Origin of the sequence: Streptomyces sp. NPDC093260 (genome assembly GCF_040683715.1) — a bacterium.
Taxonomy (GTDB): domain Bacteria; phylum Actinomycetota; class Actinomycetes; order Streptomycetales; family Streptomycetaceae; genus Streptomyces; species Streptomyces sennicomposti.
The window spans coordinates 38,105-55,706 of the sequence record NZ_JBFBEK010000004.1 but is presented as its reverse complement, the minus strand read 5'-3'; the positions used below and the strand labels follow the sequence as shown (position 1 = coordinate 55,706).

At 73.8% G+C, this 17,602-nt stretch carries 15 protein-coding genes and 1 pseudogene; 5 read left to right on the top strand and 11 right to left on the bottom strand.

Annotated elements, in window-relative coordinates; all coding sequences use genetic code 11:
- Positions 1 to 2: 2 nt before the first annotated feature.
- Positions 3 to 1,286 (bottom strand): iron uptake transporter deferrochelatase/peroxidase subunit, encoded by a 1,284-nt coding sequence (gene efeB / locus AB0N63_RS06365; protein ID WP_365524915.1) that lies wholly within the window; start codon positions 1,284 to 1,286, stop codon positions 3 to 5.
- A 14-nt stretch (positions 1,287 to 1,300) separates the two neighbouring features.
- Positions 1,301 to 2,440 (bottom strand): iron uptake system protein EfeO, encoded by a 1,140-nt coding sequence (gene efeO / locus AB0N63_RS06360; protein WP_365524912.1) that lies wholly within the window; start codon positions 2,438 to 2,440, stop codon positions 1,301 to 1,303.
- Positions 2,441 to 2,725: 285 nt separating this feature from the next.
- Here efeO and AB0N63_RS06355 point away from each other — a divergent pair, with 285 nt between their 5' ends.
- A complete protein-coding gene (locus tag AB0N63_RS06355) occupies positions 2,726 to 3,370 on the top strand; it encodes a PhzF family phenazine biosynthesis protein (protein WP_365524909.1) in 645 nt (214 codons plus the stop codon).
- Positions 3,371 to 3,429: 59 nt separating this feature from the next.
- On the opposite strand, the pseudogene AB0N63_RS06350 reads toward AB0N63_RS06355, so the two are convergent.
- Together AB0N63_RS06350 and map are read right to left on the bottom strand one after the other, a co-directional pair.
- Positions 3,430 to 3,522: pseudogene (locus AB0N63_RS06350) on the bottom strand (biliverdin-producing heme oxygenase); the annotation flags it as partial.
- Between the two features lie 9 nt (positions 3,523 to 3,531).
- On the bottom strand, positions 3,532 to 4,389 hold the full coding sequence (gene map, locus AB0N63_RS06345; RefSeq protein ID WP_365524906.1) for a type I methionyl aminopeptidase: 858 nt from the start codon (positions 4,387 to 4,389) through the stop codon (positions 3,532 to 3,534).
- Between the two features lie 58 nt (positions 4,390 to 4,447).
- On the opposite strand from map, the gene AB0N63_RS06340 reads away from it, so the two are divergent.
- The gene (locus tag AB0N63_RS06340; RefSeq protein ID WP_365524904.1) at positions 4,448 to 4,678 is read left to right on the top strand and encodes a hypothetical protein; all 231 of its coding nucleotides are present in this window, start codon (positions 4,448 to 4,450) and stop codon (positions 4,676 to 4,678) included.
- A gap of 69 nt (positions 4,679 to 4,747) precedes the next feature.
- On the opposite strand, the gene AB0N63_RS06335 is transcribed toward AB0N63_RS06340, so the two are convergent.
- Both AB0N63_RS06335 and AB0N63_RS06330 read right to left on the bottom strand, forming a co-directional pair.
- Positions 4,748 to 6,073, bottom strand: a complete 1,326-nt coding sequence (locus AB0N63_RS06335; RefSeq protein ID WP_365524901.1) for an MFS transporter — start codon at positions 6,071 to 6,073, stop codon at positions 4,748 to 4,750.
- Between the two features lie 174 nt (positions 6,074 to 6,247).
- Positions 6,248 to 6,847 carry a hypothetical protein gene (locus AB0N63_RS06330; protein WP_365524898.1) on the bottom strand — a complete coding sequence of 200 codons (600 nt, stop codon included), beginning with the start codon at positions 6,845 to 6,847 and terminating at the stop codon, positions 6,248 to 6,250.
- 139 nt (positions 6,848 to 6,986) lie between these two features.
- Here AB0N63_RS06330 and npdG point away from each other — a divergent pair, with 139 nt between their 5' ends.
- Together npdG and AB0N63_RS06320 are read left to right on the top strand one after the other, a co-directional pair.
- On the top strand, positions 6,987 to 7,691 hold the full coding sequence (gene npdG, locus AB0N63_RS06325) for an NADPH-dependent F420 reductase (protein ID WP_365524895.1): 705 nt from the start codon (positions 6,987 to 6,989) through the stop codon (positions 7,689 to 7,691).
- 211 nt (positions 7,692 to 7,902) lie between these two features.
- Positions 7,903 to 8,091 (top strand): hypothetical protein, encoded by a 189-nt coding sequence (locus AB0N63_RS06320; protein WP_365524894.1) that lies wholly within the window; start codon positions 7,903 to 7,905, stop codon positions 8,089 to 8,091.
- A 13-nt stretch (positions 8,092 to 8,104) separates the two neighbouring features.
- Here the strand turns inward: AB0N63_RS06320 and AB0N63_RS06315 are convergent, their stop codons facing one another.
- Positions 8,105 to 8,905 (bottom strand): site-2 protease family protein, encoded by an 801-nt coding sequence (locus AB0N63_RS06315; RefSeq protein ID WP_365524891.1) that lies wholly within the window; start codon positions 8,903 to 8,905, stop codon positions 8,105 to 8,107.
- Between the two features lie 305 nt (positions 8,906 to 9,210).
- Between AB0N63_RS06315 and AB0N63_RS06310 the strand changes: the two genes are divergently transcribed.
- Positions 9,211 to 13,059, top strand: coding sequence for a BTAD domain-containing putative transcriptional regulator (locus AB0N63_RS06310; RefSeq protein WP_365524889.1), 3,849 nt, complete (start codon positions 9,211 to 9,213; stop codon positions 13,057 to 13,059).
- 31 nt (positions 13,060 to 13,090) lie between these two features.
- On the opposite strand, the gene AB0N63_RS06305 is transcribed toward AB0N63_RS06310, so the two are convergent.
- The 4 genes from AB0N63_RS06305 to AB0N63_RS06290 form a co-directional block, all read right to left on the bottom strand.
- A complete protein-coding gene (locus AB0N63_RS06305) occupies positions 13,091 to 13,915 on the bottom strand; it encodes an ABC transporter permease (protein ID WP_365524886.1) in 825 nt (274 codons plus the stop codon).
- Entirely contained in the window at positions 13,912 to 14,934 is a 1,023-nt protein-coding gene (locus AB0N63_RS06300; protein ID WP_365524883.1) for an ATP-binding cassette domain-containing protein, read from the bottom strand. The genes AB0N63_RS06305 and AB0N63_RS06300 overlap by 4 nt, the downstream gene beginning before the upstream one ends.
- A 242-nt stretch (positions 14,935 to 15,176) precedes the next feature.
- Positions 15,177 to 16,400: an MFS transporter gene (locus AB0N63_RS06295; RefSeq protein ID WP_365524880.1), complete on the bottom strand. Its 1,224-nt coding sequence runs from the start codon at positions 16,398 to 16,400 to the stop codon at positions 15,177 to 15,179.
- A 91-nt stretch (positions 16,401 to 16,491) separates the two neighbouring features.
- Positions 16,492 to 17,550 (bottom strand): endonuclease/exonuclease/phosphatase family protein, encoded by a 1,059-nt coding sequence (locus AB0N63_RS06290; protein WP_365524877.1) that lies wholly within the window; start codon positions 17,548 to 17,550, stop codon positions 16,492 to 16,494.
- Positions 17,551 to 17,602 lie beyond the last annotated feature (52 nt).

The window sequence follows — 17,602 nt, the reverse complement described above, 5'->3', positions numbered from 1 at the left end:
ACTCACGCCTCCTCGGACAGCAGGGCGCGGCCCCACCAGTCGTGCGCGTCGCGGACACCGGGCGGGATCGCGAAGACCGCCGAACCCACGTGCTGGATGTAGTCGTTGAGCGCGTCCTGCGCCGACAGCCGGCGTTGCAGCGGGATGAACCCCTTGCGCGGGTCGCGCTGGTAGGCCAGGAAGAACAGGCCCGCGTCCAGCCGGCCCAGCCCGTCCGTGCCGTCCGTGAAGGAGTAGCCGCGGCGCAGGATGGTGATGCCGTTGTTGGAGTCGGGGTGCGCGAGGCGCACGTGCGCGTCGGGCTTCATGGCCTTCAGGAACGGCTCGTCGTGCTCCTTGGCCTTGCCCACCGGCGCGCCCTCGCCCTTGTCCCGGCCGAAGACGTCCTCCTGCTCCTGGAGCGAGGTGCGGTCCCACACCTCGATCTGCATCCGGATGCGCCGGGCGACGAGGTAGGAACCCCCGTGCATCCAGGCGTCCTTCGCGCCGCCGTCCCCGTCGCCGACCCACACGAACTTCTCCAGCCGGCCGGTCTCGGTGCCCGCGATGTTGCGGGTGCCGTCCTTGAAGCCGAACAGGTTGCGCGGGGTCTGCGCGCCCGGGGTGGTGGAGGAGGTCTTGCCGAAGCCGAGCTGCGACCAGCGGATGGCGACCTTGCCGAAGCCGATCCGGGCCAGGTTGCGGATCGCGTGCACGGCCACCTGCGGGTCGTCCGCGCAGGCCTGCACGCACAGGTCGCCGCCGGTGCGGGACCGGTCGAGGTTGTCGCCGGGGAACGGCGGCAGATCCACCAGAGCCGCCGGCCGCCGGTCCTTCAGACCGAACTTGTCGAACAGCGACGGCCCGAAGCCGACGGTGAGGGTCAGCCGGGAGGCCGGCAGGCCGAGCGCCTCGCCGGTGTCGTCGGGCGGCGCCTCGACGAGCCCGCCGTAGGCGCCCTCGCCGACCGCCTGGCCCGCGGTCATCCGCCGGGCCGCGGCCGTCCAGTCCTTCATCAGCTGCACGAACTCGGCGCGGTCGGCGGTCTTCACGTCGAACGCGGCGAAGTGCAGCCGGTCCTGGACGGGCGTGGCGATGCCCGCCTGGTGGGCGCCGTGGAACTCCACCGCGCCGGACGTGTCCGCGTGGTCCGCGCCGTCGTCGTCCTTGGCCAGGGCGACCGCGCCGCCGGCCGCGACGGCGCCGAGCGCCAGCCCGGCACCGCCCCAGCCGATCAGGGCGCGCCGGGAGGGGGCGGCGCCCCGCTGACCGGCGGTGCTCGGCTCCGGAGTGTCCGTCTCGCTCATCTGTGGCTCCCCGCTCACTTCGCTACGGCGGCGGCGAGCTTGGACAGCGGCTCGGCGAGCGCGTTCACCGCGTCCGAGAGCTCCTTGCGCTGGTCCTTGCCGACCTTGTCGTAGGACACGAAGTCGTAGGACGCCTTGTCCGTGCGGTACTTGTCCAGCACCGTGTTCAGGGCGGCGAACTGCTTGTCCAGCTCACCGGTCAGCGCCGCGTCGTTCTTCTTGGCGACCGGCTTGAGCAGCTCGTACGCCTTCTGCGCACCCTCGACGTTGGCCTTGAAGTCGACGAGGTCGGTGTGCGCGTAGCGGTCCTCCTCGCCGGTGACCTTGCCGGTGGCGACCTCGTCCAGCAGCTCCTTGGCGCCGTTGGCCATGGAGGTGGGGGTGATCTCCGCCTTGCCGACCCGCTGCTGCCAGTTCTTCAGGTCGGACACGAGCTGGTCGGCGAGGGTCTTCTCCTCGGCGCCGATCTTCTTGTCCTGCCACAGCGCCTTCTCCAGGCGGTGCCAGCCGGTCCACTTCTGGCCCTGCTCCAGGCCGTCGGCGCGGGTGTCGGTCTTCGGGTCGATGTCGCCGAAGGACTCGGCGACCGGCTCGGTGCGCTCCCAGCCGATACGGGAGGGGGCGTAGGCCTTCTTGGCGGCCTCCAGGTCGCCGGCCTTGACGGCGTCGGCGAACTTCCGGGCCAGCGGCACGGTCCCGTCGGCCTGGTCCTGCGCGTACTGGCGGTACTGGGCGACGGCCTGGTCCAGCTCGGGGTCGCGCTCGGCGGCGGCGTTCGAGCCGGTCACCGTGAGCTTCTGCCGTACGCCGTGGCCCTTCATGCCCGGGCGGCAGGCGATCTCGTAGGAGCCGGCCTTGACCTCCGCGGTCAGCGTGTACTTGGTGCCGGGGCCGATGTTCTCCTTCTCGGAGACGATGCGGTCGTCCGGGAAGACGATCTCGACCTCGGTCGCCTTGGAGCCCTTGTTCTCTATCTTCAGCGTCACCTGGCCGGCCGGGACCGTCTTGGCCGAGGTGTCGCACGTGGAGTCGGCGGCGGTCACCTGGATCGCGTCGCCGTCCGCCGCATCGCTCTTGGAGGTGCAGGCCGTCATGGAGGTCAGAGCCGCCGCGGTGGCGACGGCGGTGACGAGGGAGAGTCTGACGGCTCGCATGGAAGTGCTCCCGGATGGCTGAGAAGATCCCGACAGTATTGGTGAGGCTTGCCTAACTTAACGGACCTGCGCCTGCTTGGTACCCGTGCGTGCCGTGATTCAGCTCTCACGGGACGGGCCCGGCCACGGGTTGATCGCGAGCCGCCCAAGGAACCTTAAAGAGAAGGTCACGGAAGCTCCAAAGGGAGCGCTTCGGGGGCGCGCAGGCCCGGGGCGCTGCGGAGGGCGGCGCCGGCCCGGTCGCCCGCGCCGCCCTCCGTGCCGTTTCGGTGCTTCAATGCCCTGGTGACCGACTACGACGTGCTGCGCGTGTTCTGCGCGGCGAACGGCGGCTACGGCAACGAACTCGGTGTCGTCCGCGACGGCTCGACGATTCCGGACCCGGACGAGCGCCAGGCCCTCGCCGCCAAACTCGGCTTCAGCGAAACGGTGTTCGTGGACGACCCGGAGCGCGGCGTCCTCGACATCCGCACCCCGACCCTTCGCCTGCCCTTCGCCGGGCACCCCTGCGTGGGCGCGGCCTGGCTGCTGGACGTGCCCGAGCTCGTCACCCCGGCCGGCGCCGTCGGCACCCGCCTGGACGGCGAGTTCACCTGGATCGAGGCCCGCCCGGAGTGGGCGCCGCCGCGCACCCTGCGGCAGTACGCGACCGCCGCCGAGGTGGACGACCTGCCCGTCCCGCCGCCCGGGGAGTGGGTCTACGCCTGGGCGTGGGAGGACGAGGCGGCCGGCCGGGTGCGGGCGAGGGCCTTCCCGGGCCGGGGCGACGGCATCGAGGAGGACGAGGCGACCGGCGCGGCCGCGCTGCTGCTGACCGCGCGGCTCGGCCGGGCGCTCAACATCGTGCAGGGCGCGGGCTCCCAGATCCTGACGGCCCCCCAGCCGGAGGGCTGGGTGGAGATCGGCGGCCGGGTGGTCCTGGAGCGCTGACGCCCCCACGGGCGGCCTGCTTCACCCGGACGCCCACCCGGCCCGGACGCCGGGACCGCTCACGCGGCGGTGAGCGGGAACTCCTCGCCGACCGCCCTGAACACCTCGGTGTTCAGGGTGAACGCCCGCTCGCACTCGGCCGCGATCCGCTGCCCAGGGCCTCACGGCAGCGTGAGGATCTCCGCACCGGTCTCCGTGACCACGAGCGTGTGCTCGAACTGCGCGGTGCGCCTGCGGTCCTTGGTGACGACCGTCCAGTTGTCGTCCCAGATGTCGTACTCGATGGTGCCGAGGGTCAGCATCGGCTCGATGGTGAAGGTCATGCCCGGCCGCATCACCGTGGTGGCGTGCGGGCTGTCGTAGTGCGGCACGATCAGCCCGGAGTGGAACGCCGTGCTGATGCCGTGTCCGGTGAAGTCGCGCACCACGCCGTACCCGAAGCGCTTGGCGTACGACTCGATGACCCGGCCGATGATGTTGATCTGCCGGCCCGGCCGGACCGCCTTGATCGCGCGGTTCAGCGACTCGCGGGTCCGCTCGACCAGCAGTCGGCTCTCCTCGTCCACGTCGCCGACCAGGTACGTCGCGTTGTTGTCGCCGTGCACCCCGCCGATGTACGCCGTCACGTCCAGGTTCACGATGTCGCCGTCGCGCAGCACCGTCGAGTCCGGGATGCCGTGGCAGATCACCTCGTTGACCGAGGTGCACAGCGACTTCGGGAAGCCGCGGTAGCCGAGCGTGGAGGGATAGGCGCCGTGGTCGCACAGGTACTCGTGCGCGACCCGGTCCAGCTCGTCCGTGGTCACGCCCGGCGCGATGTGCTCAGCCGCCTCCGCCATCGCCCGCGCGGCGATCCGCCCGGCGACGCGCATCGCCTCGACGGTCTCCGGGGTCTGCACCTCCGGTCCGGTGTACGGCTTCGGCGCGGGCTTGCCGACGTACTCGGGGCGGCGGATGTTTCCGGGTACGGAACGGGTGGGGGAGATCTCCCCGGGAACGAGCAGCGACTGGCCAGACATGCCCGCGAGTCTATCCACGGGCGATGGGGGAACATGTCGGTGGCGAGAGGAGCTGGTCATGGCCCTGTTCAAGAAGCGGACCGTCGGCAAGCCGGGCGAGTGGTTCTACTGCCTGGAGCACAAGAAGGTCGAGGAGGGACCCGAGTGTCCCGCCAAGGACCGGTTCGGCCCCTACGCCTCCCCTGAGGAGGCGCGGCACGCGATGGAGATCGCCCGCGAGCGCAACCTCGAGTGGGAGAACGACGCCCGCTGGCACGACGCCCCCACGAGCGGCCCCGACGAGGGCTGACCGCCCCGCGGCCGGGCCGCCGGGCCCGGCCGCCGCGCCGGGCGGCCCCGCCGCGTCACCCCGCGCCGCTCACGCCGCCTCCCGCACCGCGACCGCGCGTTCCGCGCGCAGCCGCCGGGCGTGCTCGTTCGTCCGGGCGTCGTACGCCATCAGGCCCGGCAGGCACACCGCGAGCAGCCCCACCGCGCCCGCGCACAGCAGCCCGCCCGACCACACCGACGCCCGTACGCCCCACCAGGCGGCCACGCCGCCCGAGCGGACCTGGCCCAGCTGCGGGCCCACCGAGTACGACAACAGCTCGATCCCGGCGAGCCGGCCGCGCAGGGCGTCCGGGATGGTCTGGTTCCACATCGCGCCGCGGAAGATCCCGCTGACCATGTCGCAGCCGCCCGCCACGGTCAGGAACAGCAGCACCAGCCACACGTTCCCCACCACCCCGGCCGCGGCGACCGCGAGGCCCCACAGCAGCGCCGCCAGCACCACCATCCGCCCGTGCCGGTGCACCCGGGAGGTCCAGCCGCTGGTCACGCTCACCAGCAGCGACCCGAACGGCACCGCCGCGTACATCAGGCCCAGCGACCAGCGGGCGTCCAGCGCGTCCGCGAGGAACGGCAGCACGGCCAGCGGCATCGCCAGGAACATCGCCGCCAGGTCCACCGCGTACGTCCCCAGCAGCTCCTTGCGGCCCCACGCGTACCGGGCGCCCTCGGCGATCGCCCGCAGCGACGGCTTCGCCGCCTCCCGCGCGGCCGGCTGGGCGGCGATCCGCACCACCAGCACCAGCGACACCACGAAGGTGCCGAGATCGGCCGCGTAGGCGGGCGCGAGGCCCGCGTACGCCACGATCACGCCCGCCACCGCCGGACCGGCCACCCCGCCGACCGTCCAGCGCAGCGAGTTCAGCGCGGTCGCGGCCGGCAGGTGGTCGTGGGCCACGATCCGCGGCCACAGCGCGTCGAGCGCGGGCCGCTGCACGGCGGTCAGCGCCGAGGACAGGGCGGCCACCACGTACAGCGGCCACACCGCCGGCTCGGGCAGCAGCGCGTTGCCCAGCAGCCCAGCGCTGAGCACGGCCAGCCCCACCTCGGTCCACACGATCAGCCGCCGCTTGTCCAGCGCGTCGGCCAGCGCCCCGCCGTACAGCCCGAACACGATCAGCGGCACCAGCTCCACGGCGCCGATCGCGCCCACCGCCGCCGCCGAACCGGTCTCGTCCTTGATCTGCACCGGCAGCGCCACGAAGGTGAGGAAGCTGCCGAAGTTCGAGATCAGCCCCGACACCCACAGCCTGCGGAAGTCACGGGAGGCCCGCCACGGGGCGAGATCGGGCAGCAGCGCCCGCAGCCCCGAGGGCGGGGCGTCGTCGGCGGAAAGCGCAGGAGCGTCGTCGGTCACGAAGCGTCATGCTCGGCGGGAGACGCCACCTCGGGCAAATCCATTTCCGCACCCCGACGGCGCGGACGGCGGGCGAGCCCTCCGGCGAGACGGTCGCGGACCGCGGGCCCGGGAGCGCCGGGTGCCGGCGGGAGCGCCCCAGGCGCGGTGCCCGGGCGCACCGTGGTCGCTCCTCTACCACCCCGACGGCGGCGGCGCGGTCAGGGACTCCGCCAGCCGCGACAGGCGGTCCCGCAGCCGTCCGCCCCGCCGCGGCCCCGGCAGCGGGTTCTCCCCGGCCGCCGCGCTCACCAGGTGCTGCACCGTGTCCAGATCCAGCTCCGCGCCCTCCGGCACCGCCAGCGCCTCGTGCGCCAGCGCCGCCAGCTCGCCCATGCCCGTACCCAGCGCCAGCACCGTCGCCCCGGCCCGCCGCGCCCCGCACACCCGCTCCAGCAGCGGCGCCGGCTCCCCGGGCGCCACCACGAGCAGCGTCTCGCCCCGCCGGGCCGCCTCCAGCCGGCCGAGTCCGACCGCCAGATGCGCCGGGTCCGAGGGCCGCGCGTCGTGCCGTACCAGGGTCGGGGCCAGCTCCGGGGTGCCCGACCAGGCGGCCTCGTCCACCAGGTGCGCCGCGAGGTGCCACGGCTCGTACTCCGGGGTGCCCACCAGCAGCAGCCCGCCCCCGTGCGAGACCACCGACCCCCGCAGCGCCCCCGCGAACCGCCGGGTGGCGTCCAGCCACTCGGTCCCGGCGAGCACTTCACGCAACAACGCGACCCGTACGGCGTCCATACGACCGCATCGTGCCCCGAAACAGCCGGCCGGATGCGGAGTTCGGCCGCGATTCGCCCGCCCTGGGGACCCCGCCCCCGCCCCGTCGGGCGGCCCACCCGCAGCGGTGGCCGGCCGTACGCGGACGTAGAGTCGGCCCATGACCACTAGCGACAGCGCACACAAGGCCCCCGCCAAGGACCCCTGGGACCTGCCCGACGTCTCCGGGCTCGTCGTCGGCGTGCTCGGCGGGACCGGCCCGCAGGGCAAGGGCCTCGCCTACCGCCTCGCCCGGGCCGGCCAGAAGGTGATCATCGGTTCCCGGGCGGCCGAGCGCGCCCGGGCCGCGGCCGAGGAGATCGGCCACGGCGTCGAGGGCGCCGACAACGCCGAGACCGCCCGCCGCAGCGACCTCGTGATCGTCGCCGTTCCCTGGGAGGGCCACGGCAAGACGCTGGAGTCGCTGCGCGCCGAACTGGCCGGCAAGATCGTCGTGGACTGCGTCAACCCGCTCGGCTTCGACAAGAAGGGCGCCTACGCCCTCAAGCCCGAGGAGGGCAGCGCCGCCGAGCAGGCCGCCGCCCTGCTGCCCGACTCGCGGGTCACCGCCGCCTTCCACCATCTGTCGGCCGTGCTCCTCCAGGACCCGGAGGTCGAGCGGATCGACACCGACGTGATGGTCCTCGGCGAGGACCGCGCCGACGTGGAGACCGTGCAGGCGCTGGCCGGCCGCATCCCCGGCATGCGCGGCGTCTTCGCCGGCCGGCTGCGCAACGCCCACCAGGTCGAGTCCCTGGTCGCCAACCTGATCTCCGTCAACCGCCGTTACAAGGCGCACGCCGGGCTCCGCGTCACCGACGTGTGAGCCGTGGCGGTCACGTGCCCGCGCGGCACGGGCGTGTGCGGGCAGTGCGGTGCGCGGGCCGTGGGGCGCGCGTGCGCACGGCCCCGGCACGGGGGCGGGGTCCGCATGGGGGACACTGGTCGACGGAGCGCTCCCGGCGGGACAGGGGGCGCCGGACAGCACCGCGCCGTACCCAGCAGTGTCCCCGTGCCCCCGACAGGAGCCGACCGCCATGCCCCGCCTCGCCCTCTACTCCCTGATCGTCTGCGTCCTCACCGCGGCCGCGGCCGTCGTCTCGTTCACGCAGGGCAGCTGGCTGGGCATCGTGTGGGTGCTGCTGGCCGGCCTGTCGTCCAACATGACCTGGTACTACGTCCGCCGCGGCCGGGCGGCGCGGCAGGACGGCCCGGTCACCGGATGACCGGGGCGGCCGGTCACCGGACGGCCGAGCAGAAGTCGTCCGCGCCCTCCCAGAAGCGGTAGAGGCCCTGACCGCAGTACGTGTCCAGGTCCGTGATCCCCAGCGACCGCAGGATCGAGTCGATCACGTCGAAGAACGCGCTGTTCACCGACGGCACCCACAGCAGCGCGAAGACGAACAGCAGCCCGAACGGCGCGAACGGCTCCACCTGGCGCCTGACGTTGTACGACAGCCACGGCTCGATCACCCCGTAGCCGTCCAGACCCGGCACCGGCAGGAAGTTCAGGATCGCCGCAGTGACCTGGAGCAGCGCCAGGAAGGCCAGCGCGAACCGGAAGTCGGCGGGCACCCCGTCCAGCGCGTCCAGCCAGAACGGCGCGGTGCACACGACGGCGAACAGCACGTTCGTCAGCGGGCCGGCCGCGGAGATCAGACTGTGCCGCCAGCGGCCCCTGATCCGGCCCCGCTCGATGAACACCGCACCGCCGGGCAGACCGATCCCGCCCATGATCACGAACACCACCGGCAGGACGATGCTCAGCAGGGCGTGCGTGTACTTCAGAGGGTTCAGCGTGAGATAGCCCTTCGCGCCGACCGTGATGTCCCCGCCGTGCAGCGCGGTACGGGCGTGCGCGTACTCGTGCAGGCACAGCGAGACCACCCAGGCCGCCGTCACGAACAGGAACACCGCGACGCCGGGCTGCTCGGCGAACCCGGTCCAGGTGGCCCAGCCCGTGACGGCGGTGACGGCCAGGATCCCCACGAAGACCGGACTGATCCTCCGGTCGCCCGGGCGGCTGGTGGCGGTGGTCATCGAGAGGGCTCCTGTGCTGGTGGACGTCCGTGCGAACGAGCCCGACCGTACCGGGCGCGGGGAAAAACGTCTCGCGCGCTGCGGGGGGCTCCAGGGGAGTATGGCCTGCGCGACCCGCGCCGACCGCCCCGGGACGGCCTCCCGGCCTCCGCGGGGCCGCCGGTCGCCGCGGAGCCGCCGGCCCCGTACGGCCGTCGGCGCCCGGGGAACTGCCGGCCCTCGCGAGGCCGTCGGTCCCCGCGGGGCCGCCGGGCGGCGCGCCCCGCCGCCGAACCCCGTGACCGCCTGTGAGACCACCGGAGACAATGGACCCCGTGCGCTACCGCATTCTCGGCACCACCCAGGCAGTCCGCCCCGACGGCACCGCCGTCCCGGTCGGCGGGGCGCGTCTGCGCGCCCTGCTGACCGTGCTCGCCCTGCGCCCCGGCCGTACGGTCCCGGTGCGCGTCCTGGTGGACGAGGTCTGGGGCGCCGAGCCGCCCGCCGACGCCACCGGCGCGCTCCAGGCCCTGGTCGGCCGGCTGCGCCGGGCGCTCGGCGCCGACGCGGTCGCCTCCGACGAGGGCGGCTACCGGCTCACCGCCGCCGCCGACGACATCGACCTGCACCGATTCGAGCGGCTGACCGGGGAGGGCCTCGCCGCCCTCGCCGACGGCGACGCCGAGAAGGCGGCCGCCGTCCTCGACGACGCCCTCGCCCTGTGGCGCGACCCGGCCCTGTCCGACCTGCCCGACCGCACCGCCGAGGCGGCCCGCCGGGAGACCCGCCACCTGGACGCGCGGCGCGCCCGCCTCAGCGCCGCCCTCGCCCTCGGCCGCGCAGAGGAGGCCCTGCCCGAGCTGATCGCCCTGTGTGACACCCACCCCCTGGACGAGCCGCTCCAGGTGCTGCGCCTGCGCGCCCTGCGCGACGCCGGCCGCACCGCCCAGGCCCTGGCCGCCTACGAGGACGTACGCCGCCTCCTGGCCGACCGCCTCGGCTCGGACCCCGGCGGCGAGCTGCGCGCGCTGCATGCGGAACTCCTGGGAAGGGGGCAGCCGGGCGGCGGCCCCGGCGCCCCGGAGACCTCACAGGGCGGCGCGGGCGCGCCGCGCGGGGGTGCGGGCGCCTCGCGTGGGGGTGGCTTCTCGGGTGCCGGTACGAGTGCCTCGGACGGCGGTGCGGGTGTCTCGGGCGAGGGTGCGCGTCTTCTTGGTGGTGCCGGTGTCCCGGGTGGGCGTTCCGCTCCGGGTGGGCGTCCTGCCACGGGCGGTTCCGGTGTCCCGGGTGGTCGTCCCGGCTCCGGGGGTCTCGGTGTCCCGGGCCACAGTCCTTGCCACGGGGGCGGTCATGCCGCCTCGGTTGGGTATCGCGCCGGGGGCGGGCGCCCGGACGGCCGTCCTGCCCCGGGCCGAGATCCCCTGCCGGACGGCCGTCCCGTGTCGGGCGGTGGCTCGGAGTCCCGGGGCGACGCCCACGCTTCCGTCGGTCGTCGCGCCTCGGGCGACCCCCGCGTCGCGCGTGACGACACCCGTCTGCCGGACTCGGGTTCCGGCGCCGGTCAGGGCGCCGCCCCGTGGCCCGGCACGACGGGCTCCGGCGCTGTCGGGCCCGCCGCCGACGCCGTTCCGCCTCGGAGCGGCTTCGCCGAGCCGCCCAGCAACCTCCGCGCCCGCCTCACCTCCTTCGTCGGGCGCGAGGCCGATCTGGCGACGATCCGGGCCGATCTCGGGTCCGCCCGGCTGGTCACGCTGCTCGGGCCCGGCGGAGCCGGCAAGACCCGGCTGTCCCAGGAGGCCGCCGAGGCCGTGCGCGCGGCGCAGCCGGACGGGATCTGGCTCGCCGAGCTGGCCCCCGTGGACGACCCGGACGCTGTGCCCGAGGCCGTGCTGACCGCCGTCGGCGCCCGTGAGACCGTGCTCTACGGCGCCGGCGCCGAGGAGATCCGGGTGGCCGTCGCCGACCGGCACGACGACCCCGTCGACCGCCTCGTGGAGCACTGCGCCCGCCGCCGCATGCTGCTCCTGCTCGACAACTGCGAACACGTCGTGGACGCCGCCGCTCACCTCGCCGCGGAACTCCTCGCCCGCTGCCCCCAGCTCACCGTCCTCGCCACCAGTCGCGAACCCCTCGGCGTACCGGGGGAGTTGCTGCGGCCCGTCGAGCCGCTGCCCGAGCCGGTGGCGCTGCGCCTGTTCGCCGACCGGGGCGCGGCCGTACGGCCCGGCTTCCGGATCGACGCGGACGAGGACACCGCGGCCGCCTCGGCCGAGATCTGCCGCCGCCTCGACGGCCTCCCGCTGGCCATCGAGCTCGCCGCCGCCCGGCTGCGGATGCTCACCCCGCGGCAGATCGCCGACCGCCTGGACGACCGCTTCCGCCTGCTCACCTCCGGCAGCCGTACCGTCCTGCCCCGGCAGCAGACCCTGCGCGCCGTGGTCGACTGGTCCTGGGACCTGCTGGACGAGCCCGAGCGTGAGGTGCTGAGCCGGCTCTCCGTCTTCGCCGGCGGCTGCGACCTCGCCGCCGCCGAGGCCGTGTGCGGGCCCGCCGCCTTCGACGCCCTCGGCTCCCTGGTCGACAAGTCCCTGGTGGTGGCCGCCCCCGACGGCGAGGGCGGCATGCGCTACCGGCTCCTGGAGACCGTCGCCGAGTACGCCGCCGAACGCCTGGACGAGACCGGTGGCCGTACCCCGGCCGAGCGCGCCCATCTGACGTACTACCGCGAACTCGCCCGCACCACCGACCCGTTGCTGCGCGGCCCCGGACAGCGCGCTGCCATCGACCGGTTCGAGCGGGAGTACGAGAACCTGCGCACCGCCCTGCGGCACGCCGTCGCGGCCCGCGACGAGCAGGAGTGCCTGTGCCTGGTCCTCTCGCTCGTCTACTACTGGCAGATGCGCGAGCTGCGCGTCGAGGCGCGCAACTGGTGCCGCGAGGTCATGGCGTTCGTCCCGGACCCGTTCACCGAGCCGGTGCGCCCGGCCGCCCCGGTGTGGCAGCGGTGCACCGAGAACCCGCCGCCGATGACCGGCGAGGTCCTCGCCGAGGCCCGGCGGGGCCTGCACCTGGCCCATCTCGCCTGTATGGACACCGAGATGGATGCCTGGCAGACGCCGGCCGCCCGGCGCAAGCTCGGCGTCATCGCCGAGACCTACGAGCCCGGCCTGCCGCAGACCTGCCGGGGCACCGGCATGCTGTGGTTCTTCGCCGTGATCATGATCGGTGACGCGGAGCGGATCCGGCAGATCGTCGACGCCACCGTGGCCACCTGCCGCAGCGCCCCCGGCTTCGAGTGGGACCTCGGCAACGCGCTCCAGCTGCGCGCCAACCTGCTGGCCAACCGTGCCGACTGGGTGGGCGACGCCACCCGCGACGCCGACGAGGCGCTGGAGATCTTCCGCCGCCTCGGCGACGACTGGGGCCTCGCCGAGGCGCTCTCCGCGCGAGGGGAGGCCCACGAACGCGCCGGCCGCTACCGGCAGGCCGCCGACGACTACTCGGCGGCCGTCGAGCACGCCCAGCGTCTCGGCGCGCACGCGCAGGTCAACGTGTTGCACGCCCGGCTCGGCGGCGCGCTGATGGAGGGGGGCGACCCGGAGCGCGGCGAGGCACTGCTGCGCGAGGTGATCGACAACGAGGCCGGCTCGGTCAACGAGGCCCGGCCGTTCGCCCGGCTCGGCCTGGTCGGCCGGCTCGGCGCCACCGGCCGGCTGGCCGAGGCGGGCGAGCAACTGCGCATCCTGCGGGAGGAGTTCGCCCTCTCCCACTTCGTGGTCTTCGACGCCTTCATCCTCGGCGCGGAGGCGCGGCTGGCCGCCCTGGAGGGCCGCGCCGGGGAGGCCCTGGACCGGATCCGCCAGGCGCTGGACCGGGCCGAAGACCCGATCTCCCGGGCCGTCGCCCCCCAGATGCAGGCCTCCTACCTCGCCGTCGGCGCGCTGGCCCTCGCCGGCGTGGACGGCGGCAGCCGCGCGCGGGACGCCGCCCGCTGCCTCGGCGCCGCCGACGCCATGCTGCCGGAGGGCCACGTGAACACCCTGGTGGAACGCCACACCCACGAGCAGGTGCGCATACGCGTCCTGTCCCGGCTGGCCGAGGCGTCCTTCCAGGAGGCGTACGCCGAGGGCGGCGGCCTCTCCCCCGAGGAGGCCGCCGCCCTGGTCGGACGGTGACGTCGCGGACCGGCCCGGCCACACGGCCGGGTCAGCTCTTGGTGCGGAACTTGTGGATCGCCACCGGCGCCATGACCACAGTGATCGCCACCGACCAGGCCACGGTCACCCACACGCTGTGGCCCACCGCACCGCCCGACATCAGCGCGCGGGCCGAGTCGGCCAGCGTCGAGAGCGGGTTGTAGTCGGTGAAGTGCTGGAGCCAGCCCGGCATCGAGTTGGTCGGCGCGAAGATCGACGAACCGAACTGGAGCGGGAACAGCACCAGGAAGCCCATCGCCTGCACCGACTGGGCGTTCTTCAGCACCACGCCGAGCGTCAGGAAGATCCACATGATGGACGAGGCGAACAGCGCGGACAGGCCCATGGTCGCGACGAGGCCCATCCAGTGGGTGATGTGGAAGCCGACCAGCACGGCGACGATCATCAGGATGACCGTGGAGAACAGCATCCGCGCCAGCTCGACCGCGATCTTCGCGAACAGGACCGAGCCGCGGCCGATCGGCAGCGAGCGGAAGCGGTCCATGACACCGCTGTTGAAGTCCTGGCTGAAGCCGGTGCCCACGCCCTGCGACAGGGTCATGCTCATCATCGCCAGCATGCCCGGGATCACGTACTGCACATAGCGTTCCTGGCCGCCGCCGAGCGCCATGCCGATCGAGCCGCCGAAGACGTACACGAACAGCAGGGTGAAGACGATCGGCATGAGCAGCGCGTCGAACATCGACTCCGGGTCCTGGCGGATCCAGAGCAGGTTGCGGCGGACCAGCGCGCCGGTGTGCCGCAGATGGCCGCGCAGCGTGATCCGGGCGTCCGCCTGCACATCGGTGGCGGCGGGTGCGGTGACGGCGCTCATACGGCGACCTCCTCGGGGGCGACGGGCCGGGCGTCCTGGGGGACACCGGCGCGGTGGCCGGTGAGGGACAGGAAGACCTCGTCCAGGCTGGGCAGTTCGGTCGTGATGGACGAGATCGTGATGCCGCGCGCGGTGACGGCGCCGACCACGGCGGTCAGCTGCTCGTCGTTGAGGATCGGCACCAGCAGGGAGCCGCGCTCGGCGTCGATGGTGGTGGTCGCGAGGCCGGTGATGCCGAGTTCGTCCAGCATCGCGGCGAGGGGGCGCAGCTCCAGCGGGTCGGCCGGGCGTACCCGCAGGGTGCGGCCGCCGACCTTCGCCTTGAGCTCCTCGATGCCGCCGTTCGCGATGACCTTGCCGCGGTCCACCACCGTCAGCTCGGAGGCGAGCTGTTCGGCCTCCTCCATGTACTGGGTGGTGAGCAGGACCGTGACGCCCTCGCCGACCATCGCCTTGACCTCGTCCCACACCTCGTTGCGGGTGCGGGGGTCGAGGCCGGTGGTGGGCTCGTCCAGGTAGAGGACGGCGGGGTGGCCGATCATGGAGGCGGCGAGGTCGAGGCGGCGGCGCATGCCGCCGGAGTACGTGCTCGCCGGGCGGCGGGCGGCCTCGGTGAGGGAGAAGCGCTCCAGGAGTTCGTCGGCGCGGGCGCGGGCCTGCTTGCGGGGCAGGTCGAGCAGGCGGCCGATCATGTAGAGGTTCTCCCAGCCGGGGAGCTTCTCGTCCACCGAGGCGTACTGGCCGGTGAGGCCGATGACCCGGCGCAGCTGGCGGGGCTGGCGGACCACGTCGTAGCCGGCGACCGTCGCCTGGCCGGCGTCGGGGGTGATCAGGGTGGACAGGATGCGTACGAGGGTGGTCTTGCCGGCGCCGTTCGGGCCGAGGACACCCATCACGGTGCCCTCGCGCACGTCCAGGTCGACGCCGTCCAGTGCCTTGGTCTCGCCGTAGTGCTTGACCAGCCCCCGTACGGTCACGGCGGCGCGTCCGCCGGTGGGGATGTCGTCGTTTCGCGTCATGCCGAAGAGACTTCCACCTCCCACCGACAAACGTCCGACACGGTGCCTACAAACGGGGGGCGCAGCCGACATCCCGCCGACAGGGAGTGGCTCGGTGGTGGTCCGGCGGCTCGGTGGTGCGGCTACGGGGTCGTGGGTCCGGGGGTGGGGGTGCGGTCGGGTCGCCGCCCGCGGACACACGGCGCGGAAGGGGGGAGGAACGGTCCCGGTCCGCCGGAGCGCGGACGACCACCGCCCGCCCCTCAGTCCACCAGCCCCCGCACCCTCGTCTCCTCCGGCAGGTGACTCACCACCACGCGCCCCGTCGGCGCGCTCACCCTGCGCCGGTCCACCGCGTACGCCGCCCCGGCGACGCCGAGTCCGAGGACGGCCAGGCCCGCCCCGGCCACCGCGGGCGACGTCGCCCCGAACCCGGCGGCCAGGGACAGGCCGCCGATCCACGCGCCCCCCGCGTTGGCCAGGTTGAACGCCGCCTGGTTCGCGGAGGACGCCAGCGACGGCGCCGCCGCGGCCTTCTCCATCACCATCAGCTGCAGCGGCGACCCGGTCACGAACGCCGCCGTCCCCAGCAGCACCACCGCGACCGCGGCGCCCCACTCGTCCCGCATCAGCACCGGGAACAGCGCCAGCACCACCGCCAGCGCCCCCAGCCCCCCGAACAGCGTGCCCCGCAGCGAGTGGTCCGCGAGGCGTCCGCCGAGCAGGTTGCCGGCGGTGGCGCCCACCCCGAACAGGGCCAGCAGCACCGTCACACTGCCCTCGGCGTAGCCCGCCGCCTCCGTCAGCATCGGCGTGATGTAGCTGTACGCCGCGAACAGCGCCCCGAAGCCCGCCACCGTCGTCAGCAGCGCCAGCCAGACGGGCAGCGGCCGCAGCGCGGCCAGCTCCCCGCGCAGCCCGGCGGCCGGCGCCGCGCCCGCGTGGTCGGCCGGGATGAGCAGCGCCAGCGCGGCGATCGCCGCGATGCCGATCGCCGAGACCCCGAGGAACGTGGCCCGCCAGCCCAGGTGCTGGCCCATCAGCGTCGCGGCGGGCACCCCCGCGATGTTCGCGACGGTGAGCCCGAGGAACATCAGCGACACCGACCGCGCCTTGCGCTCCGGCGGCACCAGACCGGTCGCGACCACCGCGCCCACGCCGAAGAACGCGCCGTGCGGCAGACCGCTCAGGAAGCGGGCGGCCAGCAGCCAGCCGTGGCCCGGCGCGACGGCGGACAGCGCGTTGCCCACGACGAACAGGACCATCAGGCCGATCAGCACGTGCCGCCGGGACAGTTTCGAGGTGAGCGCGGCCAGCAGCGGCGCGCCGATGACGACGCCGAGCGCGTACGCCGAGACCAGGTGCCCGGCGGTGGGAATCGAGATGCCGAGGTCGTCCGCGACATCGGGCAGCAGCCCCATCATCACGAACTCGGTCGTCCCGATGCCGAAGGCGCCCACGGCGAGGGCGAGCAGGGCCAGGGGCATGAAGGGGCCTTTCGAGGTGGGTTCCGGGCAGCTGTGGCCACAGTAAGTTCAGCTGCGGAACAAAGTCTCCCAGGTCCCGTATTCCAGCGGGTTACGAGCCGGTGACCGATGTGGTGACCTTCACACGCGCCGCCACCGGCAGATGGTCGCTGTCCGTGCGCGGCAGCGTCCAAGAACTCTCCGGCTCGACCCCCTTGACCATGATCTGGTCGATCCGCGCCATCGGGAACGACGCCGGCCAGCTGAACCCGAAGCCGTTGCCCACCGCACCCTGTGTCGAACGCATCTGCGAGGTCACCGCGTTGAGCGAACGGTCGTTCATCGTCCCGTTCAGATCGCCCAGCAGCACCACCCGCGGCAGCGTCTCGTCGGCGATCGCCTCGCCCAGCGCGTCCGCGCTCTGGTCGCGCTGCGAGGCCGTGAACCCGGCGTTCACCTTCACCCGCACCGACGGCATGTGCGCCACGTACACCGCGACCGCGCCCTCCGGGGTCGCCACCGTGGCCCGCATCGCCCGCGTCCAGCCGAGCCGGATGTTCACCGGCTTCACCGAGCTGAGCGGGTACTTGCTCCACAGCCCCACCGTGCCCTGCACCGAGTGGTACCGGTACGTCGGCGACAGCGCCTTCTCGTACACCGGCACCGCCGACGCCTTCAGCTCCTCCAGCGCCAGTACGTCCGCGCCCGAGGCGGCCACCTTGCGGGCGGTGCCGGACGGGTCCGGATTGTCGGCGTTGACGTTGTGCGTGGCCACCATCAGATCGCCGCCGCCGGCTGACTTGTCGAACAGCAGTCCGCCGAAGAGGTTCAGCCAGACGGCCGCCGGCAGCACCACCGCGAGCAGCGCCGTCGCCGACCTGCGCACCAGCGCCAGCACCAGCAGCACGGGGATCGCGAGGCCGAGCCACGGCAGGAACGTCTCGGTGAGACTGCCGAGGTTGCCGATCCGGTTCGGGATGTGCGAGTGCAGCAGCATCACCAGGGCCAGCGCCACCGCGACCACGGCCAGCACGATGCCCCGCAGCCAGATCCGCCGGTCGCCGCGCCAGGCGGCGAGGAAGCGATGCACCAGGCGCCGGAGCCGGTCCCCCCGGCGCTCGGGCCCCGAGCCGCCGTCGTCCGTCTCCGTCATGTACGCCTGCTGCGCCATACCGTCGCCTCACTGCCTGCCGTGCACACCGTTCACCCCGTGGGTTACGACC